Origin of the sequence: Pseudoalteromonas sp. T1lg10 (genome assembly GCF_002964545.1) — a bacterium.
Taxonomy (GTDB): Bacteria; Pseudomonadota; Gammaproteobacteria; order Enterobacterales; family Alteromonadaceae; genus Pseudoalteromonas.
In genome coordinates, this window is record NZ_PQBV01000037.1 from 460,737 (window position 1) to 486,091 (window position 25,355).

Genomic DNA, 25,355 nt, shown 5'->3' on the forward strand with positions numbered 1-25,355 from the left:
ATCTTCCTTTTGCGTATTGCGCTTATGATTTCTTAATTTTTTTAATATCCAGCATGTGTGCACCATGGGCTATTTTGGTTTCCAGGTACGCCTGATTACCGGTTTGCCCCACCTTGATATGCGCATGGGTACCAACGACGGCCTTAACCTCTATGCCATTGTTACGCAGGGCATCGAGCTTCTTCGGATTATTGGTCATCAGCTTGACCTGGCTAATGCCAAGCGCCTTAAGCATTAAAACAGCATCGGAGAAATCCCGCAGATCGTCGGCAAAGCCAAGATGATTGTTGGCTTCATAGGTGTTCATGCCCTGAGACTGCAACACATAGGCATCGAGCTTATTGTACAAACCAATGCCGCGACCCTCTTGGCGAAGATAAAGAAGCACCCCACCTTGCTCATGCATAAGCTCGATGCTTTCATTAAGTTGCTCACCGCAATCGCAGCGGCTGGAGTGAAATACATCGCCGGTCAGGCACTCTGAGTGCATACGGATCAGGGGCGTTTGTTGCTCATCCGCTTGGTTAAAAATTAAGGCAACATGTTCCTGACCATCTTTTAATCCACTAAAAGATACGATTTCCGCAGGAATATCACTTTTTTTGCCCACATTTAAATGGACCCTAGCTCTGACTTCGGCCACGACGACTCACTCTGTACAATAAACAATTGTAATAATATAACAAAGCCAACCTCAAAGATCAGCCTGCTTTACTTAGTAAATGGCGGCAATGATAGCACGAAACAAGTGGCCCTCGCGACGTGCAAACACACAATTCAGACCGACAAAAAGTTATGCTATGGTTATTGGCAGCCACAATGTTAAAACATGAAGCTGATGGTAATAGCAGTTGGTTGGGATAAACGGCGCTCAGGCGTTTTAGTAACAAGGGGAAGATCTATGATGAAAAACACCGGCGCGGCGCTTATCGCCGCAATCGCACTTTTTTGCTCGCCCTTAAGTATGGCACAAGGCGAAGCAACAGATATAGCCGCGCAGCAACTCTTGGTTGACCGCTTTAATGCCGAGCCAATGCAGTTATTGGACGTGCGTACCAGTGAAGAATATCAACAAGGGCATATCAAGGGGGCCGTTAACATCAGCCACAATGTGTTGGCGGAGCATGCCGCCGAGCTCGATAAAGAACGCCCCATAGTGGTTTATTGCCGCAGCGGCCGCCGCGCAGCCATGGCCATCAGTACCTTGCAAGAGCTTGGTTTTAAGCAAGTGTACCACCTTGAAGGCGATTGGCTGGGCTGGCAAAAGCAGCAATTGCCAGAGATTACCCAGCCGTGATCAAGGCGCTTAAAGGCACAGGTTCACGCTTACTGATCTGGTTGGCCTGAGCCAAAAACAGCTCAGCGGTAGCCAAGGCATCGCTGAGCGCATCATGGGACGTGTGCGCCATTAAGCCATAACGCGCTCGACAGGCTTCCAAGGACAAGGCATCAAAGGCAATATCCGAGCCCTGGCGTGCCAAGCGCCTTTGCTCAATTTTCAGGGTGTCTAAGGTGATTCGAGGTAACTGCACCTTGTGCTCTTTGCAGACCCGCTGCAAGAAACGGGTATCAAGCAAACTGTTGTGAAACACCAAAATACTGTCGGCACATACGGCACCAAAGCGCTCAAGTATTTGTGCCATGGGTAACCCCTCAAGCTGCAAGCGCTCGGCGGTAATACCGTGGTAAATAGGCGACTGCGCCAGCTCCAATACTCCCTGATGCAACAAATGACCACTTTGACTGAGCTTAATGCTTTGCTGCTCTATCACCACCCAGGCCAGCGACACCACCTCATGCTCCCTGGGGTTTAAACCGGTTAACTCCAGATCCACCACCACATACCTATGACTAGTCCAAGGCCGTGACAAGCCATGGGGATCGAACCCCAACTGCGACTTCACTTGCTGCCACCAGGAATAGGTCATGGTTACAGACTCCCGCGGGCAAATTTAAAGGTTGCCGCTTGCTGTGCCTGGCGCACCAGATAAAAGGCCTCTTTTAATTGATGCCGCTCCAGGGAAGTCAGGCCATCGGGGTTGATACAGTTGCTGGGCAGCGGCTCATTATCAAGCTGAGCGCGCAGGCGCAACTGGGTGAGGTAGCGCCAGCAATCCTTAAGATCAAAAATATCCTTTTTCGACAACCACTGGGTTTTGCTAAGCGCATCGAGGCGCTCCAAGGTACTGGCATGGCGAATATTGGCCTGCAGCGCATAGAGGCGAACAATATCATTGATGATCACTATGCCACGGCGTTTTAAATCTATGTATTTATGGCGCTCGGCATCTGCCTCGGTTTTAAGTTGATTAAACAGACCTATGGGCACCGAGTTTAGATTTAACTCACTGGCCAGGGCGCGGTAGAAGAACTGATCGGGTTTAAGCGCCGATAAGGCCTCGCTAAAGGTGGCGAACAAATCACTCGAGCCGCTGATAAAACGAATATCGAAGAAGATTTTGCAATTCAGCATGGCCTCCGGCGTCGGACTGGACAGCCAGCGGTCAAACTTATCAAGCCAGCCATCCAGACTCAGGCGGCAGGCTTCATTGCTGGCCATAATATTGCCTGGGCAACGCCTGATACCGCACACATCCAACTGCTGGCAAACAAACTCCCCCATGGCCTTAAAATACTCGCGCTGCTCTTCATCCAGACCATTGGGCAAGAGCAGGCCATTATCCTGGTCCGAGTGCAGGGTTTGCTCTTCGCGGGCCTGAGAGCCAAAGCAAATCCAGCTAAAGCGGGCCGGGGCATCGCCGTGGCGCTGCTGAAACAGCTGAATTAAACGTGTGGTCAAGGCATCGCTGATACCACTGAGTAACTTGCCAATCAAACTGATGTCATCAATATGATAGGCAAAACCCTCAAGTAGCTCGGGGACTTCCTGAGCATAACGTTTTAAGTCGGCAACCCCGCTGGCCTTGTAGATGCGACCAATCAATTGCACCGGGTCGCTTTTTTGCTGGCGTAGCAAGTCGGTAGAGGTGACCATGCCGAGCGGCTGATGCAGCTCGTTAAGCACCGGCAAGTGGTGAATATTGTGTTTGAGCATCAAGTGCATGGCCGAAAACACCCGGTTGTTTTCAAAAATAAACTTGGGTTCCACACTCATGATTTCGGCAATGCTGCTCTCTGGGTCCACGCCTTCGGCCAATACCCGCGAGCGTAAATCCCGGTCGGTAACCACACCAATTAAGCGAGCCTCCTGGCCCTCCCCCTGAGTCACCATAACGGAAGACACCCTATGCTCGCTCATGGTCTGCGCGCATTGACGAATACTGGCATCCGGGGTCAGAGTGATGGCCTGACGCGTCATCAACTGGGCAATTTTGCGCTCCGACCAACTATCACCATGGTGCTGATACTTAGACGACAAGAGTCGGTTTGAATGAGCACGCACAAAATATTGTTCAAACGCCTTATATTCGTGGCGCAGATAATCGAAGTCCGCTTGCGAGAGCATATAGACCAGGGCTTCACGCTTCACCTCAATGCGGTTTTTTATACTCTCGCCGCTAAGCAAGGAGGGATAACCAAAATAGTCGCCCCCGGTGAGGCGCGCAATAGGCTCGCCGTCGGCGGCCACCAGCTCAATAACACCGCTGCGAAGTAAAAATAACTTGGGATGGGCAGAATCCAGCCATTGATGCTGATTTTCCCGGGTGACATAAATTACTTCTAAATGATGGGTAAAATAATCGCAGGCAGAGTCTGGCAAGGCGTTAAATGGCGCCTGCTGGCTGACAAAGTCAAAAATATCCTGATGCTGGGCACTCATAGTCCACGTCCTAAACATGTGGTAACAAGACTAAATCTAGGACCTATTCAACAACAAAAAAAGCCCGACCTTGGTCTAAGGTCGGGCTTGTTATCTGCAAGTTAGGTTACTACACCTTAGTGCGAATGGGCCGTTGCAGAACCTTTAGGATTACGAATGCCCTCAACCATTTCTTTGATCTCATCCGGAGTTTCCGCAGTCATGCGTTGCACCACGGCAGCAACAAAGAAGTTGACCAGCATACCCACAAGGCCGATACCTTCAGGTGAGATACCAAATAGCCAATGCTCGACACTGTTTAGCTCTGGGCTAACAAACTTGAAGTAGATGATGTATGCGGCGGTGAAACCTATACCCGTTACCATACCGGCAATGGCACCTTCTTTGTTCATGCGTTTTGAGAAAATCCCCATAATAATGGCTGGGAAGAAACTCGCCGCCGCCAGACCGAAGGCAAAGGCCACCACAGAGGCCACAAAGCCAGGCGGGTTGATACCAAAGTAGGCTGAGATACCAATGGCTACCATGGCCGCCAAACGCGCCGCCAACAGCTCTTGCTTATCGTTGATATCCGGTTTCAAGGTACGTTTTAACAAATCGTGAGAAACCGAGGTAGAAATAACCAGTAACAGGCCTGCGGTTGTCGATAGCGCTGCGGCAATACCACCGGCGGCTACCAAAGCAATAACCCAGGCTGGCAGGTCGGCAATTTCAGGGTTCGCAAGTACCATGATATCGCGGTCAACCTTCACTTCATTGGCGCTGGCTGGATCATTAATGTCACCCGCCGAATAGTTCATACGACCATCTTCATTCTTGTCGTTGAAGGTGATAAGGCCGGTTCTTTCCCAGTTTTTAATCCACTGCGGTGCTTCTTCATACAAGGTACCGCTGCCGTCTTTACCATTGATGGTGTCGATCATGTTCACGCGAGCGAATGATGCAACCGCCGGAGCCGTGGTATAGACGATGGCAATAAAGACCAGGGTCCAAGCCGCCGAGATACGGGTATCACGAACGCGAGGTACAGTGAAGAAGCGTACGATTACATGAGGCAGACCTGCGGTACCCACCATTAGCGCGCCGGTAATGGCAAAGACATCAACCATACTCTTGGAGCCTTCGGTGTATTGGGCAAATCCGAGCTCGGTACTGAGACCGTCAAGCTTATCGAGCAAGTAGAGTCCGGAGCCGTCGGATAAGGTGCCGCCGAAACCGGTTTGTGGCAACAGGTGACCCGTCATCATCAAGGAAATAAAGATAGCAGGTACCAGGTAGGCAAATACCAGCACGCAGTACTGAGCAACCTGGGTGTAGGTAATGCCCTTCATGCCGCCAAGTACGGCGTAGAAGAATACGATCACCATGCCGATATATACACCGGTTTCAATGTCTACTTCCAGGAAGCGCGAGAATACTACGCCCACACCACGCATCTGACCGGCGATGTAGGTAAAGCAGATAAAGATGGCACAGAAAATAGCGACCACACGGGCTGCCTGTGAGTAGTAACGGTCACCGATAAAATCCGGCACCGTAAACTTGCCAAATTTACGCAAATAAGGTGCTAGGCACAGCGCCAGCAGTACATAACCACCGGTCCAACCCATAAGATATACACCGCCATCATAACCGGCAAAGGAGATGATCCCCGCCATGGAAATAAACGAGGCTGCACTCATCCAGTCTGCGGCCGTAGCCATACCATTGGCTAAGGGTGGTACGCCACCACCGGCAACATAGAATTCATTGGTTGAGCCGGCACGCGCCCAAATGGCGATACCTATATAGAGCGCAAAGCTCAGGCCAACAATTAAAAAGGTAAGTCCTTGAACATCCATCATTTTGCTCCTTATTCGTCTACGCCGTATTTCTTATCTAACGCATTCATTTTGTATGCGTAGACAAAAATAAGAGCTACAAAGGTGTAAATTGCGCCTTGTTGTGAAAACCAAAAGCCCAGTTTAAACCCAAAGAATCGTACTTCGTTGAGTACGTCGACTAACAAAATGCCAAAGCCAAAAGAAACGACAAACCACACCACCAGTAATTTAAATACCAGGCTGAGGTTTTCACTCCAATAGGCCTTCGCATGTTCTGCATCTTTAAAAGCCATTTTGTATCCCCTTTACATCACACCCAAAGGCATGAACGGTTGTTATCATCACTTTTGAATCTAGCAATGCTTGGCCAAGAGGAAATTCAGACCTTAGTCGTAACAAAAAGTTAACCTTTAATGGGAGAGAAGAACAAAATAAAAAATAACTAATAAAAACATATGGATAATGAATTTTTTAGCTATTAAGGAAATGGTTGGCACGGCATTTTTTGGCATTTATACATTAGTCTAATAACCCTTAGTCGCATGCCAGTGCGCGACAAAAGCACTGCTATTCGCCATGGGCTTTTGCTATGGTAGAGGTACTTATAAAAATAACCCTTACACCATGACCTTAGCTTTAATTCTTGTATCTCTGGCCTATATCTCCGTGTTGTTTTGGTTAGCCAACTGGGGCGACAAAACCACACCCTGGGCCAAGTACATCAGCCATCACCCCTTTGTGTATGCCTTGGCGATCGGGATCTACTGTACCTCCTGGACCTACTACGGCTCGGTGGGCACAGCCGCCAGTGATGGTTGGCACTACTTGCCAATTTTGCTCGGGCCCATTTTATTGTTTGTCTTCTTTCAGGGCTTCCTGCGCAAACTCGTCTTGGTAAGTAAAAAGCAAAATATCACCACCATTGCCGACTTTATCTCGGCGCGCTACGGCAAACGGCAACTGACGGCGATTTTAGTGACCTTTATCGCCCTGATGGCCACCATTCCCTATATCGCCCTACAGCTTAAGGCGCTCTCCAGCAGCTTTATCTTATTATCGGGAGATTCCAAGATCTCAGGCCCTGTGCTGGCTCTGGGCGGAGCCCTGATCATGGCGGTGTTCGCCATCTTCTTCGGAACCCGCAAGGTGGATGTGACCGAGTACCGCTCCGGTTTGATGCTGGCGGTGGCTTTTGAATCCCTGGTAAAGCTTATTGCCCTGGTCTTTGTCGCCGGTCTCGCTTTATATACCTTTTACAGCCTCCCCCAGAGCGTTTCACTCGATAGCGTATGGCAACACTGGCGGAACTCCCAGGTACTGAGTTTTGGCTTTATCGGCCAGACCCTGATGGCGGCGGCGGCCATCATTTGCTTGCCACGCCAGTTTCATGTCACCGTGGTTGATAACCAGGATATCCGCCATCTGCGCACGGCACGCTGGGCCTTCCCCCTGTATTTACTACTTATTGCGCTGATGATTATTCCCATCGCCAGCGCCGCCATAATGCCGGAAATTGGCCATGGCCATAGCGCCGACAGCTTTGTATTGGCACTGCCGCTGAGCAGCGGTCACAGTGTTTTGACTACCTTTGTTTTTATCGGCGGCCTGTCAGCGGCCACCGCCATGATAGTGGTAGCGACCCTGACCCTGAGCACCATGATCTCCAATGACGTGGTACTGCCGCTGTTACTGAAACGTAAGTTCCGCCGCAGCCATATCAACACCAGCTATCGCTCGCGTATCTTACTGGTGCGACGCTTTACCATAGGCGCCATATTGCTGCTGTCTTATCTCTATCAGCAGTTTTTTGGTCATGGTGAAACCCTGGCCTCCATGGGCTTGGTGGCATTTTCTTTAGTCACCCAGTTACTGCCGGCAATAGTCGGCGGCCTGTATTGGCGTAAGGGCCATGCCTATGGCGTGTATGCGGGCCTGACCGCCGGTGTAGTCTGTTGGACCCTGTTCCTGCTCATCCCTATTCTGAGCGCCACCACGGCACTCGACAGCGGTGCCCAGCAAAATCTAATTACCCAGGGCACCCTCATCGCCCTGTTTGCCAATATCTGCTGCTATATCAGCTTCTCTTTAGGGGCTCAGGAGCGCCTTATCGACCGCATTCAGGCCGCCGCCTTTGTTAATCCCATGGAGCAACTGAACTTTGCCAAGCGTCTGAATAAGAACGTTGATGCCACTGTGTATGACTTTAAAGTGCTGCTGCAAACCTTCCTCGGCGCCCAGCGTAGTACCCAGGTGCTGGCTCATTACAGCCTGAGCGAAGATATAGACGACAACAATGCCCAACCAAGCAATGAATTTATCGCCTATTGCGAGCGCGCCCTGACCGGGGTGCTTGGCGCCTCCTCGGCACAAGCCTTGATACAAACCGTGGCCAGTGGCAAACGCCTGGCCTTTGAAGAAGTGGTCAACTTTTTCGACGAAACCACGCAGGCGCTGCGTTTTAACCAGAACCTCTTGTTTACCTCGTTAGAAAATCTGAGCCAAGGTATTTCCGTCGTCGATAAGGACCTTAATCTGGTGGCCTGGAACAAGCGCTACGCGCAGATGTTTGGCTACCCCGACGGCTTCTTACAGCAAGGTCAGCCCATAGAAGAGGTGATCCGCTATAACGCCATGCGCGGTGAATGCGGCCCCGGCGAAATTGAACAGCATGTGGAAAAACGGGTGCGACACCTGCGTAACGGCACCCCCCATCACTTTATTCGTCATCGCCGCAACGCCCAGGTGTTTGAAATGATTGGTAACCCGCTGCCGGACGGCGGCTTTGTGACCAGTTTTTCCGATATTACCGCACACATGGAGACGCAAAACGCCCTGGAAGAGATCAACATGGATCTGGAAAACCGCATCGAGGCACGGACCCAGGAAGTACGCGCTATGAACCAGGATCTTAAGGCGCAAATCGCCAGCAGGGAGCAAATCGAGCAGGCATTGAAGGCGGCAAAACTAGAAGCGGAACATGCCAACGACAGTAAAACCCGCTTCCTCGCCCTGGCCAGCCACGATATTCTCCAGCCCCTCAATGCCGCGCGCCTGTATCTGGCGTCCATGGACGAGCAGGAGCTAAGCGCCCACAACGCCAATAGCCTGGCCAAGCTCGGTGACAGTCTGGACAGTACAGTGCACCTGATGTCGGCCCTGCTCGATATTGCCAAGCTCGACCAAGGCGCCATGTCGCCCACGCCACGCCACTTTCATATCGACGATATTCTTACGCCCCTGGTCAATGAATACGCCATTTTATGTGCCGACAAGGGTCTGAAACTGACCCTGCGTTCGAGCAATGAGGTGGTCCACAGCGATACCACCTATCTGCGCCGCATCATTCAGAATCTGGTTTCCAACGCGGTGAAATATACCCCAAGCGGCAAGGTGCTGGTTGCCTGTCGCCGCCGTAAACACCATCTCAGTATAGAGGTGTGGGATACGGGTCTGGGCATTTCAGATCATGAACAGAAAAAAATATTCGATGATTTCTATCGCGTTGAGTCCGGCGACAACAAGGGTGTCGGCCTTGGGCTTGGGGTGGTAAAACGCATGGCCGAGCTGCTTTCCCATCCCCTGACCATGCGCTCACAATTCGGTAAGGGCAGTTGCTTTAAGGTAGAAGTGCCCTACGGCTCGCTGGCTCGGATTCAAGGTTCAAGTCTTCCGGCAACCACAGCTGCGGCTCAATCTCATTATGATGTACTGGTGGTCGATGATGAGGCCGCCAATATAGAAGCCATGCGTCATCTACTGAACAAATGGGGCGCCCGCTGTCATGGTTGCCAAGGGGCTGAGCAAGCGCTGGCTGTGGTCGAGAGCGACACCAATATCGATATTATCTTTATGGATTACCAGCTTGGTGAGGGCGATGATGGCCTGGCTCTGATAGCCAAGATCCGGGCCCTGAGAGGCAAAGAGATACCCGCTATTTTGATCACTGCGGTGCGCGACGACCAGTTAAAACTGGCGGCAAAAAATGCCGGTGTGCATTATCTCTCCAAACCGGTTAAGCCCGCTAAACTAAAGGCCCTGCTAAATCATTCCTTATAAAAAAGCACAATTGCCATTATCGCGAAACCCTGAGCATAATGGCAATTCGTGTAACACAAACAGGAATGAGGAATGAAAAAGGTTTTACTGGCGCAGTGCCCGGACCAAGAAGGTCTAATCGCCAAGATCACCGGCCTGTGCTTTGAGCATGGTCTCAATATCACCCGCAACAATGAGTTTGTCGACAAGGCCCATGGCCGCTTTTTTATGCGCACCGAACTCGATGGCGATTTTAGCAATATCGACCTGGAGGCTCAGCTACAAGCAATTTTACCGAGTAACTCCACACTGTCGCTCCATGGCGACGAGCCGGTTAAGGTGGTCTTGTTGGCGACCAAGGAAGCCCATTGCCTTGGCGGGGTATTATTAAAGTGTTTTGAGCAGGCCTTGAATATTCAGGTGCTGGCGGTGATCGCCAATTACCCGGACTTACAACCCCTGGCACAGGGCTTTCATATGCCCTTTCACTGCATCAGCCATGAAGGCTTAAGTCGCAGTGAGCATGACCGCCTGGTGGCAGATAAAATTGCCGAATACAATCCGGATTTGATTGGCCTGGCCAAGTATATGCGCATTTTAAGCCCGGAATTTGTTGCCCGTTTTGCCGGGCGCATTATTAATATTCACCACTCCTTCCTGCCCGCCTTTATTGGTGCCAGGCCCTATCACCAGGCCTTTGAGCGCGGTGTTAAGATCATCGGCGCGACCGCCCACTTTGTAAATAATGAGCTCGACGAAGGACCGATTATTTTGCAGCAGGTAACGAATGTCACCCATGCGGACAGCGCCGAAAGCATGGCGAAAAAAGGACGGGATGTGGAAAAGCTGGTGTTTTGTAAAGCCCTGGAGCTGGCCGCCGAGCATAAGCTCTTTGTTAATGACAACCGCACCGTGGTTTTTGACTAGAGCGGTTTTTGATTAGAGCTGCACTTGCTGGCAAGGCACTCCTGGCCTTGCCTGTTAGCCTTATTCTTCTTTATTGTTGGCTTTCCATGGCCTCAAGCTGCAACTTGGAGGCAATAAGTACCGCCTGAGTGCGGTTATACACCCCGAGTTTACGGAAGATGGCGGTAATATGCGCCTTCACCGTGGCTTCGGAAATATTCAGCTCATAGGCGATTTGCTTATTGAGCAAACCTTCGTGTAAATAACTTAAAACTCTATACTGCTGTGGCGTTAATGATGCAACCTGGGCCGCAAGCTGCTTGTCTTCACCACTGATGGCTTCCACCTTGTCTTTGATATCAGCAGGCAACCACACCTCACCTTCGAGGATTTCATTGATGGCGTCGGCGATTTCCTGAGCCGATGACGACTTGGGAATAAAGCCCATGGCGCCATAACCCATGACCTTAGAAACTACCTGCAAGTCCTCACTGCCAGAGACCACGGCTATGGGTAAATCGGGATAATCTTCACGAATACGGATAAGGCCGTACAAGTCGCCATTGCCCGGCATATGCAAATCCAGCAGCAAGATATCCAGGTCGTCATGCTTATCAAGCACCGCCAAGGTGGTGTCGAAGGTATCCGACTCTAACACTTCCAAGGGCTCAAATTGCTTGGTCAGCGCGCCTTTCAGGGCTTCTCTAAATAATGGGTGATCGTCCGCTATTAAAAACTGACTCATGCTGCGCTCCTAAAAAAATCGGCCATTACCTAAGGTAATAGCCGATAGTCTACGTTTAGAATCATTCTTTAATCAAGCTCTTAACGATTAATTAACGATTCAAGCGGTTTTCAATAAGCTCATCAACCACACTTGGATCGGCCAGAGTTGAGGTATCTCCCAGCTGCTGGTGCTCATTTGCGGCGATCTTACGTAAAATACGGCGCATAATCTTACCCGAGCGCGTTTTCGGCAGACCCGGTGACCATTGGATCATATCCGGCGAGGCAATAGGGCTAAGCTCTTTACGAACCCAATTACGCACCTCTTTGGTCAGCTCGTCGCTCACCACCACCCCCTCGTTAGGGGTGATATACACATAAATACCCTGGCCCTTGATATCGTGCGGATAACCCACCACAGCCGCTTCGGCCACGGCCTCATGGGCAACCAGTGCACTTTCAATTTCCGCCGTACCTAGGCGGTGGCCGGACACGTTCAGTACATCGTCAACACGACCTGTGATCCAGTAATAACCGTCTTCATCGCGGCGACAACCGTCACCGGTAAAGTACACTCCCGGATAAGTAGAGAAATAAGTTTGCTCAAAGCGCTCATGGTCGCCATATACGGTACGTGCCTGCGACGGCCAGCTATCAAGAATAACCAGGTTGCCATCCACGGCTCCCTCAAGGGTATTACCTTCGGCGTCAAATAGCGCCGGGGCGATACCAAAGAAAGGTCTGGTTGCCGATCCCGGCTTCATATCGGTAGCGCCAGGCAATGGCGTGATCATGATGCCGCCGGTTTCCGTTTGCCACCAGGTATCGACGATAGGACACTGGTTGTTACCAATACGCTCATAATACCAGGCCCAGGCTTCCGGGTTGATTGGCTCACCCACAGAGCCCAATACACGCAAACTGGTGCGCGTTGAGCTGGCGGTAGGCTCGTCGCCCTTAGCCATAAGCGCACGAATGGCAGTCGGTGCGGTATATAAAATAGTAACCTGATGTTTATCGACGATTTCACCCATGCGGCCAGCACTTGGGTAAGTAGGCACGCCTTCAAAAATAACCTGAGTACAACCATTCACCATAGGGCCGTAGGCTATATAGCTGTGACCTGTGATCCAACCCACATCGGCGCTGCACCAGTAGATATCGTCCTCATGCAGGTCGAACACATATTCGTGCGTCATGGAGCTGTAAACCAGGTAACCACCTGTGCTGTGTACAACACCTTTAGGTTGACCCGTCGAGCCCGAGGTATAAAGGATAAAGAGCGGGTCTTCGGCATTCATCACTTCCGGCTCGCATGTGCTTGGTAAGTCTGCAACCAGGTCATGCCACCAGATATCAACATCATTCCACTGCACCTCACCACCGGTCAGCTGATGCACAATCACATGCTCTACCGTAGTGACGCCGGCTTGACTCACCGCTTCATCAACATTGGCTTTAAGCGGAACACAATTGCCGCCGCGGCGACCTTCGTCGGAAGTGATTACTACCTTGGCGCCACTGTCTTTAATACGATCGGCAATGGCCGAAGGTGAGAAGCCACCAAACACCACGGAATGCACCGCACCAATGCGGGCACAGGCCTGCATGGCGTAGACTGCTTGTGGTGTCATCGGCATATAGATGGCAACGCGGTCGCCCTTTTGTACGCCGAGCTTGCGCAGGCCATTAGCCAGTTTACACACCTCGTCATGAACTTGTTGATAGCTGATGTGCTCGCTTTGGCTAGGGTCATCCCCTTCCCAAATCAGCGCGGTTTTATCGGCTTTATCTTTTAGATGGCGGTCAATACAGTTGTAAGAAGCGTTTAGTTGCCCGTCTTCAAACCATTTGATGCTGATATGGCCTTTATCGAAAGAGGTATTTTTAACTTTTGAGTAAGGGGTGATCCAATCTAGACGCTGGCCGTGCTCGGCCCAAAATGCTTCTGGGTCGTCGATGGATTGCTGATACATAGCTTGGTATTTTTCGTTATCGACTAATGCGTTGTTTTTGATGTTTTCAAAAACCGGATAAATGCTCTGTGACATAACCGTCTCCATATTTTTTGTTGCCTTTAGGCCTGCCCACAGCATTACCCAGGGCCACGTCTTGCAGTATTAGACCTTAGTATAAAATCTTTATAAACAGCACTGTTTTCGCCAAAACGCCTGCTAAAAATGGTGCGAAATACTTAGCCAAATTAGCCCGCAGAGGCGTTCTTAGTCTCCGCTTCTCTTAGGAAAAACTTCACCTTTTTCGCTCGCTATACCTTAGTCGTACGACCAATAGATAATTGCCTAAAAAGCCATCAAGGACCATTTTTTCTGAGCTAGCTTGCAACAGGATAAGATGATGACAACACAAAAATTAATGATGAAAACACTGACTGCACTTGCGGTATGTACGGCAATTGGCAGTGCCCAGGCTGCCACCATAGGCAATACAGAAGTCAGCTACGGCGGCTATATTAAGCTTGATGCCATGTGGAGCGACTACTCGGCTGGAACCATTTCCGGCGACAGCATTGGCCGCGACTTTTATGTGCCCAGCACCACGCCGGTTGGCGATGATGATGGCAGCGATGCGGTATTTGATATGCATGCGCGCCAATCCCGTTTTAACTTTGGTACCAGCACCAAACTAGACAACGGCAAGAACATAAATACCAAAATAGAGCTGGATTTTATTGCCTCTATTGGCGGTAACGAACGCGTTACCAACTCTTACTCTCCGCGTATTCGTCAGGCTTATATCACTTATGATGGCTGGCTCTTTGGTCAGGCTTGGTCAAACTTCCAAAACGTTTCTGCCCTACCGGAAACCCTAGATTTTGTTGGCCCGGCAGAAGGTACCGTGTTCGTACGTCAGGCGCAGGCACGCTACAGTATCGGTAACTGGGCCTTTTCCGTTGAAAACCCGGAAAGCACCATTACGGTTAACGGCGCCCGTGTCGAAACCGACGATGCCAGCCTACCGGATTTCACCGCCCGTTATAACCATAACGCCGATTGGGGCCAAATCGTGGTTACCGGCTTGGCTCGCCAGCTCACTTACAAGCAAGGCGGCGCCGACGAAGATGAAACCTCTTATGGTGTCAGTGTTTCCGGGCGTTATAACCTGGGTCAAGACAGCATTAAATTTATGCTGACCCATGGTAAGGGTCTGGGTCGCTATATTGGCTTAAACGTGGCCCATGGCGCCGTTTACGATGGTGATGGCTTGGATGCCATAGACTCTACCTCAGGCTTTATCGGCTATCAACACCACTGGAACGAGCAACTGCGCTCTACCTTCCTGTATTCTTTCTTTAGCGCCGACAACAATACTCACCTACTTGCGTATAGCGGCGACCCCACCGAAAGCAGCGTAAGTTACAGTGCTAACCTGCTGTACTCACCGGTGAAAAAACTCACCTTCGGGGTCGAGTTTAAGCATGCCGAGCGCGAAACCGAAAGTGGTGCAGATGGCGACTTAGACCGTCTGCAGTTTTCCGCCAAGTACGCATTTTAACTGCGTTCAGCATAGAGAAGCCGCCATTCCTTTATAAGGGAGGCGGCTTTTTATTTTTTTCTAACATCATAGAACAGGCATAAAAAAACCAGCCCTGGGGCTGGTTTTACTTACTCTTATTCTTTATGCCTTACTCGGCATCCACCTCTTCGGCAAGCGAGTTTACTTCACCCTCTTCCGGCTTAATGGTGGCCTTTAGCAACAGCATTTCACGTAGCTTGCCTTCGATCTCATTGGCAATCTCAACATTCTCTTTTAAGAACTTAATCGAGTTCGACTTACCCTGGCCTACTTTCGAGCCATTGTAGCTATACCAGGCACCTGATTTTTCAATCAACTTATGCTTCACGCCCAGGTCGATAAGCTCACCTTCTTTAGAGATACCCTCACCATACATGATGATAAATTCGGCTTGCTTAAACGGCGGTGCTACCTTGTTCTTCACTACCTTAACGCGGGTTTCGTTACCTACTACTTCGTCACCGTCTTTTACCGAGCCGATGCGACGAATATCAAGGCGAACCGATGAATAAAACTTCAGCGCATTACCACCTGTGGTGGTTTCCGGGTTGCCGAACATCACACCTATCTTCATACGGATTTGGTTGATGAAGATACACAAGGTGTTTGAACGCTTGATATTACCGGTGAGCTTACGCAATGCCTGCGACATCAAACGGGCCTGCAAACCAACGTGGCTGTCACCCATTTCACCTTCAATTTCTGCTTTTGGTGTTAGTGCGGCTACCGAGTCGACGATCACTACATCAACGGCGCCCGAACGTACCAGCATGTCACAAATTTCCAGCGCCTGCTCACCCGTGTCTGGCTGAGAAACAAGCAGCTCATCAACATTTACGCCTAGCTTCTCGGCATAAACCGGGTCAAGGGCGTGCTCGGCGTCAACGAAGGCACAGGTTTTACCCTGGCGCTGGGCTTGAGCAACAACCTGCAAGGTCAATGTGGTTTTACCCGATGATTCCGGACCATAAATTTCCACTACACGGCCGGTAGGCAGACCGCCAATACCCAAGGCAATATCAATACCCAGTGAACCGGTAGAAATGGCTTCAACATCCAAAGCCTGGCTGTCGCCTAGCTTCATGATTGAGCCTTTACCAAATTGGCGCTCAATTTGTGAAAGCGCAGCGCTTAAGGCTTTTTGCTTGTTATCGTTCATTATTTTCTCCAAAATCATTGACCGCCAAGCTCATAATGCTTGGTATTAACGCTTGACTTAATGAACCTTAGTATACTGTATGAAATTACAGTATCAAGCAGATTCTAAAATTTTTACCACCATGCTCAGGGCATGACTGATAGCCTGCTCGCGTACATAGGCGCGGTCCCCCATAAAATAGCGCTCTTCGGTATAGACCTGCTGATCAAAGTACACGGCAAACCATACTAACCCCACCGGCTTATCATCGCTGCCGCCATCCGGACCGGCAATGCCCGATGTCACCACGGCGACATCCGCCTGTGCCGCATGGGCTGCGCCGCGGGCCATTTCCACCACAGTTTGTTCGCTGACGGCGCCAAATTGGGCCAGGGTTTGCGCTGATACACCCAGGCGTTCTTGCTTAGCCTCATTGCTGTAGGTCACCGCGGCTTCGGCAAAATAACGCGAGCTTCCCGGGGTGTCGGTAATGGCATAAGCAATACCGCCGCCGGTACAGGACTCAGCGGTAGTGATCATCATCTGCTTATCCGTTAAAATAACGCCCAGTTGCGCGGCAAGGGTTTGTGTATTGGCAGTAAACCTTTGTTGTAAGTTCATAACCATCCTTATTCGAGTGAGTGCATGTCGGCAAATCTCTATAGTGAAGATAATATAAAACAACAAACCCCCATGATGCAGCAATACTTGCGCATTAAGGCACAACATGCCGATATTTTACTTTTTTATCGCATGGGGGACTTCTATGAAGTGTTTTTCGATGATGCCATTCGCGCAGCAGAATTATTAGATATTTCGCAGACTTACCGAGGAAAAGCCGGTGGCGATCCAATCCCTATGGCGGGTGTACCCTATCATGCGGTAGAAAACTATCTGGCACGCCTGGTACAGCTTGGCGAATCCGTGGCCATTTGCGAGCAGGTTGGCGATCCGGCCACCAGCAAGGGCCCGGTTGAACGCAAGGTAGTGCGTATCGTCACCCCGGGCACGGTAACCGACGAAGCCCTGCTTAACGAGCGTCAGGACAACTTGCTGGTCAGTGTGTGCCAAGGCACTGGCGACTATTTTGGTGTGGCCTATCTGGATATTAATTCCGGGCGTTTTAATATCGTCGAGTGTGCCGACGCCGACGCCTTTAAATCGACCCTGCAACGCCTTAACCCAGCTGAGCTGCTGTATTCGGAAGGCTTCAGCGATATCAGGCTTATTGAGCATATCAAGGGCATGCGCCGTCGCCCGGAATGGGAGTTCGACCTAGACACCGCCATCACTTCCCTGTGCCAGCAGTTTGGCACCCAAGACCTGATTGGTTTTGGCGTTAATGATGCCAAGCTGGGATTAGTGGCGGCCGGTTGCTTGCTGCAATACGTAAAAGACACCCAGCGCACCGCATTGCCCCATATCAATGCCATCAGTCTGGAGCAAGACAGTCAAGCCGTGGTGCTCGACAGCGCCACCCGAAAAAACCTCGAGCTCACCCAAAACCTTGGCGGTGGCATTGAAAACACCCTGGCGGCCGTTTTGGATAAAACCGCCACGCCCATGGGCTCGCGCCTGCTTAAGCGCCGTATTCATAACCCGATACGCTGCCGCGACGAGTTGAGCCAACGCCTTGATGCCATCGAAACCCTGATCGACCAGGGCTGGCACCTTGAGCTGCATCCCTTGCTGCGCAATGTCGGCGATATCGAGCGTATCGTAGCTCGCTTAGCATTGGGCAACGCCAGACCCAGAGATCTGTCCCGTTTACGCTCGGCGCTGCAACAATTGCCGGAATTAAAGGGTCTGCTCGGCACCGCCTCGCAACGACGTCTGGCACAAATCGCCAACGCCTGTGAGCCCAACGATGAACTTTTGCACTTGCTTGAGCGCGCCATTATCGATAACCCGCCGGTGCTTATTCGCGACGGCGGCGTGATTGCCGAAGGCTATAACCAAGAGCTCGACCATTGGCGCAACCTCTCCCAAGGTGCCACCGATGTACTCGAAGCCATGGAAGAGCGTGAGCGCGAAGTCACTGGGATCAGCACCTTAAAAATCGGCTACAACAAGGTGCATGGCTTTTATATCGATATTAGCCGCGCCAACTCGCACCTGGTGCCGGCGCATTATATTCGCCGTCAAACCCTGAAAAACAACGAGCGCTATATTATTCCCGAGCTTAAAGAGCATGAGGACAAGGTGTTAGGCAGTCAGTCTCAGGCCCTGGCGCTGGAAAAGCAGCTTTATGAAGAGTTATTCACACTAATCGCCCCACACTTGGAGCGCTTACAGCGTTTAGCGGCATCCCTAAGTGAGCTCGATGTACTCAATAACTTTGCCGAGCGGGCGCTGACCCTGAACTATTGCAAGCCGGCGCTTGATGAAGGCGATGCCATCAGCATTAGCGAAGGTCGCCACCCTGTGGTCGAGCAGGTGATGCGCGACCCCTTTATCGCCAACCCCATAGAACTTAATAATCAGCGTCGCATGTTGATGATAACTGGCCCAAACATGGGTGGTAAATCAACCTATATGCGCCAAACTGCTTTGATCGTGCTGATGGCTCATATCGGCTGTTATGTGCCAGCGGCGAGCGCTAATATAGGCACAGTAGACCGTATATTTACCCGTATCGGCGCCAGTGATGATCTGGCCTCCGGACGCTCAACCTTTATGGTGGAGATGACGGAAACCGCCACCATTTTAAATAATGCCAGTCAGCATTCTCTGGTATTAATGGATGAAATTGGCCGCGGTACCAGCACCTATGACGGACTCTCCCTGGCCTATGCCACGGCGGATTACCTGGCGCATAAGATCAATGCCAAAACCTTGTTCGCAACCCATTATTTTGAGCTCACCGAACTGGCGGAGCAGGAGTCGGGACTGGTCAATGTGCACCTAGATGCCATTGAGCACAACGACACCATAGCCTTTATGCACAAGGTATTGGAAGGGCCGGCCAGTAAGAGCTTCGGCCTGCAGGTGGCGGCTTTAGCCGGTGTGCCTAAGGCGGTGATCACCAACGCCAAACGCAAGCTTAAACAGCTGGAGCAGCAGCCGGCCTTAAACGCTAATGGCAATGGCCAAGCAAACGGCAATGGTGCAAATCAACTTGAGCTCTTACCCTCTGAGCCCGAGCCCAGCGCCCTCGAAGTGGCGCTTGGTGAGATCAATCCCGATGAGCTTACTCCTCGTCAGGCGTTAGATGCCCTGTATCATTTAAAGTCGCTGTAAAGTGACCATCTAAAAACACAAAAACGCCGCTAATTTAGCGGCGTTTTTTCTTATCTTAATAACTTAGGGAAGTTATATCTGTTCGAACAAGCTTTCGGTATTCAGCCCTTCATGTTGCAGCATGTCTTTAAGACGGCGCAGCGCTTCTACCTGAATTTGCCGTACCCGCTCACGGGTTAGGCCAATTTCACGGCCTACATCTTCTAATGTAGAAGGCTCATAGCCCAGTAAACCGAAGCGACGTGCTAACACTTCCCTTTGCTTCGGGTTTAGCTCATCGAGCCAGTGCACAATATGGCTGTTAATGTCGTTATTCTGTACTTCCCCTTCTGGGCCGCGACCCTTTTCATCGGCAATAATATCGAGCAATGCCTTGTCATTATCGCCCCCGATCGGGGTGTCGACGGAAGAAATTTTTTCATTCAAACGCAACATCTTAGTTACGTCTTCCACCGGTTTATCCAAACGCTCGGCTATTTCTTCGGCGGTCGGCTCGTGGTCCAATTGCTGCGTTAACTCGCGTGCGGTGCGTAAGTAGACGTTAAGTTCTTTAACTACGTGAATAGGTAGGCGTATGGTGCGGGTTTGGTTCATGATCGCCCGCTCTATGGTTTGGCGTATCCACCAGGTGGCATAGGTTGAAAAGCGAAAACCCCGTTCTGGGTCAAACTTTTCCACCGCTCGGATCAGACCTAAATTCCCCTCTTCAATCAGATCCAGTAATGCCAGGCCGCGATTGTTGTAACGGCGGGCGATTTTTACTACCAGCCTCAAGTTACTTTCGATCATGCGTTTGCGTGATGCTTCACAACCGCGCAGCGCCTTGCGGGCAAAATAGACTTCTTCTTCGGCGCTTAGCAGCGGCGAGAAACCAATTTCACCTAAATATAATTGCGTGGCGTCGAGGTTTTTGACATTGTCGTCTTTGGCAAACAATTCATCGTCACTATCGTCCTCAACCTCCTCAAGAAGCTCCTCTTTTGGCTCATCAAGAACGTCCGAATCATTGCTATTGTCATGCGTACTTTCTAGTTTTACAGTTTGACCCATCAGAATACCCTCCCGTGTAATTCAGATATATCCTTACACTAAATTACTCTTATTGCCCGTCGCGCTAGGGTAAAAAATTTGCCGGATTGACCGCCTTACCTCTATACCGTATTTCAAACCTAAGTGCAGTGATAGAAGATTCAGTACTGCCCATTTCCGCTATTTTTTGCCCAGCTTTGACATCCTGTTTTTCTTTTACTAGTAAACGCGAGTTGTGCGCATAGGCGCTAAGATAATCATCATTATGTTTCACTATGATTAAATTACCGTATCCCCTGAGCGCGTCCCCAGCGTAAACAACCACACCGTCTGCCGCTGCCGAGATAGCCGTTCCTGTTTTGTTCGCTATTTGCAATCCCTTGAAGCCATTCTCACGGTTGGAGAAACCTTGCGTTACTTTCCCCTGGGTGGGCCATTTCCACTTTAGTTTGTTAGCAACTCCTGATGATTTGCTAACATTTTTTTTACTAGTTGCATTTTGAACATACTCCCGTTGCACTGGCTTAGAAACCTCTTTCTTGAAATTTCCGCCTGTTTTTTGTCTTGTTTCTCTAGGCTTTTTACTCGAATTAAGGTATCTTTCCCGCTTTTTCTTTTTTAGCCACTGTGATTCTAGGTAAATGAGTTGATTGGGATAAATGGTATAGGGAGGTTTAATGCCGTTTATTTGCGCGACTTCGCGAACGTCCTTTTTTGCACTAAACGCAATAGAGTAGAGGGTATCGCCTTTTTGCACCCGGTAATGCTCACCGGTTATATGAATTTTACGTGTCACTTTGGCCTGACCAGTTTCCAGGGAGGAAACTGGTGCCGGCCCAGTACGGGAGGTGCAGGCGCTGATAACAAAAGAAACCAGCAGTAATAAACTGGTGTTTTTGAAACTCATGCAGCGCCCTTCCATTAGCTAGCGGAGCACTAAATATAAAACGATTGCCAGGCCCACGACAAGCCAGCCTAGAACTTCCACATACTGGCGCAACTTTTCTTCCATGCGTGCGCCGCCCCATTTCATCAGCGCTGCCACCAGGAAGAAACGCGCTCCACGACCTATGGCCGAGGCCAGTAAAAAAGGCAAAAATGCCATCTGCAACAGGCCTGCGCCTATGGTAAAGACCTTATAGGGAATGGGCGAGAAACCGGCGATAAACACCACCCAGATGCCGTATTCCTTAAACCAGGCCAGGGCATGATCAAACTTATCCTGCCAACCCATGGAAGCAATCAAGGGCTCAACCACAGGCTCAAAAAGCCAATATCCCAGGGCATACCCTAGGATGCCACCGATCACTGACGCCAAGGTAGTCAACAGGGCAAATCGCCAGGCCGTTGTCGGCTTGGCTAAACACATGGGGGCCAGCATAACATCCGGGGGCACGGGAAAGAATACCGATTCGGCAAAACTCATTCCAGCAAGATAACGCTCAGCATGGCGATGTCTTGCCCAACGCAGCGCGGCGTCGTACAAAGCAGTAAAGAGGCGCAAAGAATATCCTTAAATTATATCGCCAGGCACCAAGGGTACGAAACGTACATGGGCTATGACTTGTTGTTTAAACTCATTTTCGCAGCGAGTATACAGCATCAATTTTTGCTCTGCATCGCCAATGGGAATTATCATGACCCCGCCTTCATCGAGCTGCTCCAGCAACTGCTGCGGCACGCTTTTCGCCGCGGCGGTGACGATAATACCCTGAAACGGCGCTTGCGAGGCCCAGCCTTTCCAGCCATCGCCATGTTTCATGGTCACATTATACAAGTCGAGCTGATGTAAGCGTCGTTTCGCCTGCCATTGCAGGGCCTTGATGCGCTCCACCGAGTACACCTTATCGAACAACTGCGCCAATATGGCACTTTGATAGCCCGAGCCGGTGCCAATTTCCAGTACCTTATCGCGCACCCCGTGCTGGCGTAATACCTGAGTCATCAGCGCCACAATATAAGGCTGAGAAATGGTTTGCCCCTGGCCGATAGGTAGGGCGGTATTTTGATAGGCCTTATGTTGCAATACATCATCGATAAACAAATGGCGCGGCGTTTTTGCCATCGCCTCTAACACTTGCTCATCGCTAATGCCTTCCTGAGCCAGCAGCTTGACCAAAGAGCCGGCGCTACGCTGATAATTAGTGATCATTTTCCAGCTCCGCTAACCAATGCTGTAAAGGGGCAATGCTTTCTTTAGCTGTCATGTCTACGCTCAAGGGCGTAACCGAGGCATAGCCTTGGCGAATGGCCGCAAAATCAGTGCCCTCACCGGCGTCAAGCTCAGGCCCAAGAGAACCATACCAATACACTACACGACCCCAAGGGTCACGCTGTACTGTCATGGTTTCGGCCTTATGTCTGGCACCCAAGCGGGTGACCTTAACGCCCTTGAGTTCGTCGTAAGGGACATCGGGAACATTGATGTTGATGATTTGATCATTGGGTAAGGGGTGACTTCTCAACTTGGTGATTATATCCACCGTCACCTTGGCGGCAGTTTCAAAGTGTTTGCAATCATGGCCGACCAGGGACACGGCGATGGCGGGCAGACCCATATGGCGCCCTTCGGTAGCGGCGGCTACCGTGCCCGAATACAGGGTGTCATCCCCTAAATTGGCACCATGATTAATGCCGGCCACCACTAGATCCGGCTGCTCAGGCAAGAGCGCATTGAGGGCCACATGAACGCAATCAGTGGGGGTACCATTGACACTGATAAAGCCATTCTCTAATTTTTGCGCCCGCAATGGATTCATTAATGTGAGCGAGTTACTGGCGCCGCTGCAATTGCGATCCGGGGCGACCACATCGACGCTGGCAATCTCCTTTAAGGCCCGATGCAGGGCCGCTATGCCCTTGGCATGTACGCCATCATCATTGCTCAGCAATATCTTCATCATGACTCCTTGCAATACTGTTTTCGCACTGGCGGTAATCCACCAATTCTCGTAACAACGCAGTGGCAAAACACCCTTTTTTCAGTGAAAAGCTCAATTCAATCGAATCGCTCGTGGGCATTTTTACCTGTAAGTTTTCCGGATATAAGCGCAACATGCGGCGCTCGGTTTTTAAACCTATCTCCGCCAAACCCTGACACCAGTCATGATAAGGCTGCAACCAATGTTGCTCTTCTTCAACCAAGCCCTTATCGCCCTTACCCACCAGGGGCGCCGACAACTCGATGTCACCTTCCACCAATCGGGTAATGTTATCCGGGGTGATGGCATCGGTAAAAAATGCGTTGCTGCCACTGAGCATAAAGACTTCATGTTGCAGGGTTTTGGCAAGACCATGCTCAGCCACACGCAGGCTGACTATCTGGTTAAAAATATAAGAGCGGGCGGCAGAGATCACCATAGACCTTAGTTTACGATCGCGGATTTGCTCGCCGGCAAACATACGCTCGGCCATCACCAGGTTATGGCCATCGTGACCAAAGCGTTGCTCGCCAAAGTAATTAGGCACTCCTTGGCGCACCGCATTGATACGACTGAGCACAGCCAGTGGCTCGCTCACCTCACGCAGCACTATGGTAAAACGGTTGCCCTTATGGCATCCGGTACGCAGCTTGCGACCATGGCGCACTTGCTTGGCAACAAAAATTTGCTCGTCGTTGAGGGCGCTAAAGTCGAGCTCCTGTTTAATGGGCACGGGCACGCTAAACCATTGTGAACACACACCTTGGCGGTCTTTTTGTCCGGCGTAGCTGACCTCACGCGGCGCTACCTTGGCAAATTTCGCGATTTTCTTGGCTACATTGACGGTATTGATACCGCGCTTGATCACATGCAAACACACGTGCTCGCCACTGCCATCAAGCTCAAAGCCCAGCTCTTCATCAACCATAAAGTCTTCCGGCAGGCGCTTAAATACCGCCTTGGCGGTAGGCTTGCCGTATAAATACTGCAGCGAGGCTAATGGCTCTTTTTGCCTAGGTGCTGAAGGCTCTTGCTTCATGGTTGCTGCACCAAAAGCGCTACCGCGTGGGCGGCAATACCCTCTTTGCGTCCGGTAAACCCGAGCTTTTCAGTGGTGGTGGCTTTGACATTTACCTGATCTAAACTGACCGCCAGATCCGCCGCCAGGCAAGCGCGCATGGCATCAATATGCGGGCGCATTTTTGGCGCTTGCGCCACTATGGTAAGGTCGACATTCGCCACTACAAAGGCGCGATCATGCACCTCGGCCATGACTCGGCGCAGCAGAATACGGCTGTCGATGCCGGCAAATTCTTCGCTCGTATCGGGAAAATGCTTGCCTATATCGCCCATTGCCATGGCGCCAAGCAAGGCATCACACAAGGCATGAATAGCCACATCACCATCTGAGTGGGCGATAAAGCCTTGTTCATAATCGACCTTTACGCCGCCGATAGTAAGCGGCCCATGACCGCCAAAACTATGTACGTCAAAACCATGGCCTATTCGAATCATAAAATCTCCGTCATTTGTTGCCCTAACAGGAAGTCGGCAAGTTGCAGATCTTCTGGGGTGGTCAACTTAAAATTGTCGCTGCGACCGGCGATCAAACGCACCGGGTGCCCAGCCCATTCCATCGCCGATGCTTCATCGGTAATGGTAGCGCCACAGGCTAAGGCATCACGTAATGCCTGGCGTAATTGGGCATAAGGGAAAAACTGAGGGGTCAGCGCCTGATAAAGATGCTCGCGCTCTATGGTTTGCTGCACATGACTGTCACCGCGCTTTATGGTGTCGCGCACCTTGGCGGCCAGTATGCCGCCCTCGCCATGCTGCTGGCACTCATTTATTAAACGTTCGATATCGGCGGGGCTCACCAAGGGCCTAGCGGCGTCATGCACTAGCACCCACTGGGGTGGATTTGCTTCAAGGGCATCAAGGGCGGCAAGCACGGAATCGGCGCGCTCTTTGCCACCAATTACGGTATGCACAAATTGGAAGTCTATAGGCAGCTCGGCGAAATACTCGTCATTGCCGCCTATGGCCACGGTAATACTCTTTACCGCCGCCACCTGGGCGAGCTTATTCAGGCTGTGCTCCAGCACGGTTTTGCCCTGTAATTGCAAGTACTGCTTAGGGCGTTGAGATTGCATCCGCGCGCCAACTCCGGCGGCGGGCACTATGGCAATAATGCCGTGATTTTCACTCATATAACTACTTTG

At 50.9% G+C, this 25,355-nt stretch carries 22 protein-coding genes; 5 read left to right on the plus strand and 17 right to left on the minus strand.

Translation table 11 applies throughout. The annotated features are described in order from the left end of the window. Nucleotides 1-22 precede the first annotated feature (22 nt). Complete coding sequence (locus tag C2M17_RS10935) at nt 23-643, minus strand: GTP cyclohydrolase II (RefSeq protein WP_105200788.1); 621 nt, start codon at nt 641-643, stop codon at nt 23-25. A gap of 258 nt (nt 644-901) precedes the next feature. On the opposite strand from C2M17_RS10935, the gene C2M17_RS10940 reads away from it, so the two are divergent. Then, nucleotides 902-1,297 carry a rhodanese-like domain-containing protein gene (locus C2M17_RS10940; protein ID WP_158677891.1) on the plus strand — a complete coding sequence of 132 codons (396 nt, stop codon included), beginning with the start codon at nt 902-904 and terminating at the stop codon, nt 1,295-1,297. Here C2M17_RS10940 and C2M17_RS10945 read toward each other — a convergent pair. The 4 genes from C2M17_RS10945 to C2M17_RS10960 all read right to left on the minus strand — a co-directional run bounded on the left by C2M17_RS10945 (nt 1,284) and on the right by C2M17_RS10960 (nt 5,897). Then, nucleotides 1,284-1,928 (minus strand): 3'-5' exonuclease, encoded by a 645-nt coding sequence (locus C2M17_RS10945; RefSeq protein WP_105200790.1) that lies wholly within the window; start codon nt 1,926-1,928, stop codon nt 1,284-1,286. The genes C2M17_RS10940 and C2M17_RS10945 overlap by 14 nt on opposite strands. Before the next feature lie 2 nt (nt 1,929-1,930). Then, nucleotides 1,931-3,781: a DUF294 nucleotidyltransferase-like domain-containing protein gene (locus C2M17_RS10950; RefSeq protein WP_105200791.1), complete on the minus strand. Its 1,851-nt coding sequence runs from the start codon at nt 3,779-3,781 to the stop codon at nt 1,931-1,933. Nucleotides 3,782-3,897: 116 nt separating this feature from the next. Then, a complete protein-coding gene (locus C2M17_RS10955; RefSeq protein ID WP_105200792.1) occupies nt 3,898-5,622 on the minus strand; it encodes a sodium:solute symporter family protein in 1,725 nt (574 codons plus the stop codon). An 11-nt stretch (nt 5,623-5,633) separates the two neighbouring features. Continuing rightward, on the minus strand, nt 5,634-5,897 hold the full coding sequence (locus C2M17_RS10960) for a DUF4212 domain-containing protein (RefSeq protein ID WP_105190622.1): 264 nt from the start codon (nt 5,895-5,897) through the stop codon (nt 5,634-5,636). Between the two features lie 331 nt (nt 5,898-6,228). Between C2M17_RS10960 and C2M17_RS10965 the strand changes: the two genes are divergently transcribed. Next, complete coding sequence (locus C2M17_RS10965; protein WP_105200865.1) at nt 6,229-9,660, plus strand: PAS domain-containing hybrid sensor histidine kinase/response regulator; 3,432 nt, start codon at nt 6,229-6,231, stop codon at nt 9,658-9,660. A gap of 72 nt (nt 9,661-9,732) precedes the next feature. After that, nucleotides 9,733-10,566 (plus strand): formyltetrahydrofolate deformylase, encoded by an 834-nt coding sequence (purU, locus tag C2M17_RS10970; RefSeq protein ID WP_105200793.1) that lies wholly within the window; start codon nt 9,733-9,735, stop codon nt 10,564-10,566. A gap of 70 nt (nt 10,567-10,636) precedes the next feature. Here purU and C2M17_RS10975 read toward each other — a convergent pair whose 3' ends face one another. Then, on the minus strand, nt 10,637-11,290 hold the full coding sequence (locus C2M17_RS10975; RefSeq protein ID WP_105200794.1) for a response regulator transcription factor: 654 nt from the start codon (nt 11,288-11,290) through the stop codon (nt 10,637-10,639). Between the two features lie 91 nt (nt 11,291-11,381). Continuing rightward, complete coding sequence (gene acs, locus C2M17_RS10980; protein WP_105200795.1) at nt 11,382-13,322, minus strand: acetate--CoA ligase; 1,941 nt, start codon at nt 13,320-13,322, stop codon at nt 11,382-11,384. A gap of 304 nt (nt 13,323-13,626) precedes the next feature. Between acs and C2M17_RS10985 the strand changes: the two genes are divergently transcribed. After that, nucleotides 13,627-14,784 (plus strand): DcaP family trimeric outer membrane transporter, encoded by a 1,158-nt coding sequence (locus C2M17_RS10985; RefSeq protein WP_105200866.1) that lies wholly within the window; start codon nt 13,627-13,629, stop codon nt 14,782-14,784. A gap of 130 nt (nt 14,785-14,914) precedes the next feature. Here C2M17_RS10985 and recA read toward each other — a convergent pair whose 3' ends face one another. After that, nucleotides 14,915-15,964, minus strand: coding sequence for a recombinase RecA (recA, locus tag C2M17_RS10990; RefSeq protein WP_105190628.1), 1,050 nt, complete (start codon nt 15,962-15,964; stop codon nt 14,915-14,917). 93 nt (nt 15,965-16,057) lie between these two features. Next, on the minus strand, nt 16,058-16,564 hold the full coding sequence (locus C2M17_RS10995) for a CinA family protein (protein ID WP_105200796.1): 507 nt from the start codon (nt 16,562-16,564) through the stop codon (nt 16,058-16,060). Between the two features lie 24 nt (nt 16,565-16,588). On the opposite strand from C2M17_RS10995, the gene mutS reads away from it, so the two are divergent. Then, nucleotides 16,589-19,183 (plus strand): DNA mismatch repair protein MutS, encoded by a 2,595-nt coding sequence (gene mutS, locus C2M17_RS11000; RefSeq protein WP_105200797.1) that lies wholly within the window; start codon nt 16,589-16,591, stop codon nt 19,181-19,183. A gap of 72 nt (nt 19,184-19,255) precedes the next feature. Here the strand turns inward: mutS and rpoS are convergent, their stop codons facing one another. The 8 genes from rpoS to ispD all read right to left on the minus strand — a co-directional run bounded on the left by rpoS (nt 19,256) and on the right by ispD (nt 25,343). Continuing rightward, nucleotides 19,256-20,233 carry an RNA polymerase sigma factor RpoS gene (gene rpoS / locus C2M17_RS11005; RefSeq protein ID WP_105200798.1) on the minus strand — a complete coding sequence of 326 codons (978 nt, stop codon included), beginning with the start codon at nt 20,231-20,233 and terminating at the stop codon, nt 19,256-19,258. 64 nt (nt 20,234-20,297) lie between these two features. Next, nucleotides 20,298-21,119, minus strand: coding sequence for a peptidoglycan DD-metalloendopeptidase family protein (locus tag C2M17_RS11010; RefSeq protein WP_105200799.1), 822 nt, complete (start codon nt 21,117-21,119; stop codon nt 20,298-20,300). 18 nt (nt 21,120-21,137) lie between these two features. Further along, nucleotides 21,138-21,716, minus strand: coding sequence for a YqaA family protein (locus C2M17_RS11015; protein WP_105200800.1), 579 nt, complete (start codon nt 21,714-21,716; stop codon nt 21,138-21,140). Between the two features lie 9 nt (nt 21,717-21,725). Next, nucleotides 21,726-22,364 carry a protein-L-isoaspartate(D-aspartate) O-methyltransferase gene (locus tag C2M17_RS11020; RefSeq protein ID WP_105200801.1) on the minus strand — a complete coding sequence of 213 codons (639 nt, stop codon included), beginning with the start codon at nt 22,362-22,364 and terminating at the stop codon, nt 21,726-21,728. Next, on the minus strand, nt 22,354-23,112 hold the full coding sequence (gene surE / locus C2M17_RS11025; protein ID WP_105200802.1) for a 5'/3'-nucleotidase SurE: 759 nt from the start codon (nt 23,110-23,112) through the stop codon (nt 22,354-22,356). Before surE ends, C2M17_RS11020 begins: the two co-directional genes overlap by 11 nt. Further along, complete coding sequence (gene truD / locus C2M17_RS11030; RefSeq protein WP_105200803.1) at nt 23,090-24,172, minus strand: tRNA pseudouridine(13) synthase TruD; 1,083 nt, start codon at nt 24,170-24,172, stop codon at nt 23,090-23,092. The genes surE and truD overlap by 23 nt, the downstream gene beginning before the upstream one ends. Next, nucleotides 24,169-24,648 carry a 2-C-methyl-D-erythritol 2,4-cyclodiphosphate synthase gene (ispF, locus tag C2M17_RS11035; protein WP_105200804.1) on the minus strand — a complete coding sequence of 160 codons (480 nt, stop codon included), beginning with the start codon at nt 24,646-24,648 and terminating at the stop codon, nt 24,169-24,171. The genes truD and ispF overlap by 4 nt, the downstream gene beginning before the upstream one ends. Next, a complete protein-coding gene (gene ispD, locus C2M17_RS11040) occupies nt 24,645-25,343 on the minus strand; it encodes a 2-C-methyl-D-erythritol 4-phosphate cytidylyltransferase (protein WP_105200805.1) in 699 nt (232 codons plus the stop codon). The genes ispF and ispD overlap by 4 nt, the downstream gene beginning before the upstream one ends. Nucleotides 25,344-25,355: the final 12 nt, after the last annotated feature.

Excerpts from the sequence above, each read along its gene's own strand:
- C2M17_RS10940 (WP_158677891.1), top strand. The coding sequence starts at position 902 with ATGATGAAAAACACCGGCGCGGCGCTTATCGCCGCAATCGCACTTTTT.
- C2M17_RS10945 (WP_105200790.1), bottom strand. The coding sequence starts at position 1,928 with ATGACCTATTCCTGGTGGCAGCAAGTGAAGTCGCAGTTGGGGTTCGAT.
- C2M17_RS10950 (WP_105200791.1), bottom strand. The coding sequence starts at position 3,781 with ATGAGTGCCCAGCATCAGGATATTTTTGACTTTGTCAGCCAGCAGGCG.
- C2M17_RS10955 (WP_105200792.1), bottom strand. The coding sequence starts at position 5,622 with ATGGATGTTCAAGGACTTACCTTTTTAATTGTTGGCCTGAGCTTTGCG.
- C2M17_RS10960 (WP_105190622.1), bottom strand. The coding sequence starts at position 5,897 with ATGGCTTTTAAAGATGCAGAACATGCGAAGGCCTATTGGAGTGAAAAC.
- C2M17_RS10965 (WP_105200865.1), top strand. The coding sequence starts at position 6,229 with ATGACCTTAGCTTTAATTCTTGTATCTCTGGCCTATATCTCCGTGTTG.
- purU (WP_105200793.1), top strand. The coding sequence starts at position 9,733 with ATGAAAAAGGTTTTACTGGCGCAGTGCCCGGACCAAGAAGGTCTAATC.
- C2M17_RS10975 (WP_105200794.1), bottom strand. The coding sequence starts at position 11,290 with ATGAGTCAGTTTTTAATAGCGGACGATCACCCATTATTTAGAGAAGCC.
- acs (WP_105200795.1), bottom strand. The coding sequence starts at position 13,322 with ATGTCACAGAGCATTTATCCGGTTTTTGAAAACATCAAAAACAACGCA.
- C2M17_RS10985 (WP_105200866.1), top strand. The coding sequence starts at position 13,627 with ATGACAACACAAAAATTAATGATGAAAACACTGACTGCACTTGCGGTA.
- recA (WP_105190628.1), bottom strand. The coding sequence starts at position 15,964 with ATGAACGATAACAAGCAAAAAGCCTTAAGCGCTGCGCTTTCACAAATT.
- C2M17_RS10995 (WP_105200796.1), bottom strand. The coding sequence starts at position 16,564 with ATGAACTTACAACAAAGGTTTACTGCCAATACACAAACCCTTGCCGCG.
- mutS (WP_105200797.1), top strand. The coding sequence starts at position 16,589 with ATGTCGGCAAATCTCTATAGTGAAGATAATATAAAACAACAAACCCCC.
- rpoS (WP_105200798.1), bottom strand. The coding sequence starts at position 20,233 with ATGGGTCAAACTGTAAAACTAGAAAGTACGCATGACAATAGCAATGAT.
- C2M17_RS11010 (WP_105200799.1), bottom strand. The coding sequence starts at position 21,119 with ATGAGTTTCAAAAACACCAGTTTATTACTGCTGGTTTCTTTTGTTATC.
- C2M17_RS11020 (WP_105200801.1), bottom strand. The coding sequence starts at position 22,364 with ATGATCACTAATTATCAGCGTAGCGCCGGCTCTTTGGTCAAGCTGCTG.
- surE (WP_105200802.1), bottom strand. The coding sequence starts at position 23,112 with ATGAAGATATTGCTGAGCAATGATGATGGCGTACATGCCAAGGGCATA.
- truD (WP_105200803.1), bottom strand. The coding sequence starts at position 24,172 with ATGAAGCAAGAGCCTTCAGCACCTAGGCAAAAAGAGCCATTAGCCTCG.
- ispF (WP_105200804.1), bottom strand. The coding sequence starts at position 24,648 with ATGATTCGAATAGGCCATGGTTTTGACGTACATAGTTTTGGCGGTCAT.
- ispD (WP_105200805.1), bottom strand. The coding sequence starts at position 25,343 with ATGAGTGAAAATCACGGCATTATTGCCATAGTGCCCGCCGCCGGAGTT.